Here is a 342-nt window from a genome sequence, read left to right on the forward strand (position 1 = left end):
GTGATGAACTCGTGGCGCGCCTGGCGAGCCTCGACGAAGGCCATGTGCAGGCTCACTTCCAATTCTTGCGCAATCATGCTTCCTCCATCACGCACTGCAGCGGGTGCCCCGCCTGCCGCGCATGGGTTGATACAAGCTCGACTTTGGTCGCCGCGATATCACGCGTATAGATACCACAAACGCCCTTACCTTCCCGGTGGACGGTCAGCATGATCTGCGTCGCCGTTTCCCGGTCCCTGCTGAAATACTGCTGCAGGATCATCACGACGAACTCCATCGGAGTGTAGTCGTCGTTGAGCAGGACCACCTTGTACATCGCCGGCGGCTTGAGCTGCTGCTCCT

1 protein-coding gene is annotated in these 342 nt (G+C 59.4%); it reads right to left on the reverse strand.

The features are described from left to right. Positions 1 to 73: 73 nt before the first annotated feature. Positions 74 to 342: ATP-dependent Clp protease adapter ClpS (gene clpS / locus CYR52_RS22245; protein WP_101829457.1), on the reverse strand; the 269-nt coding region annotated here is incomplete at its 5' end.

This window comes from Chimaeribacter arupi, from assembly GCF_002858805.1.
GTDB lineage: Bacteria > Pseudomonadota > Gammaproteobacteria > Enterobacterales > Enterobacteriaceae > Chimaeribacter > Chimaeribacter arupi.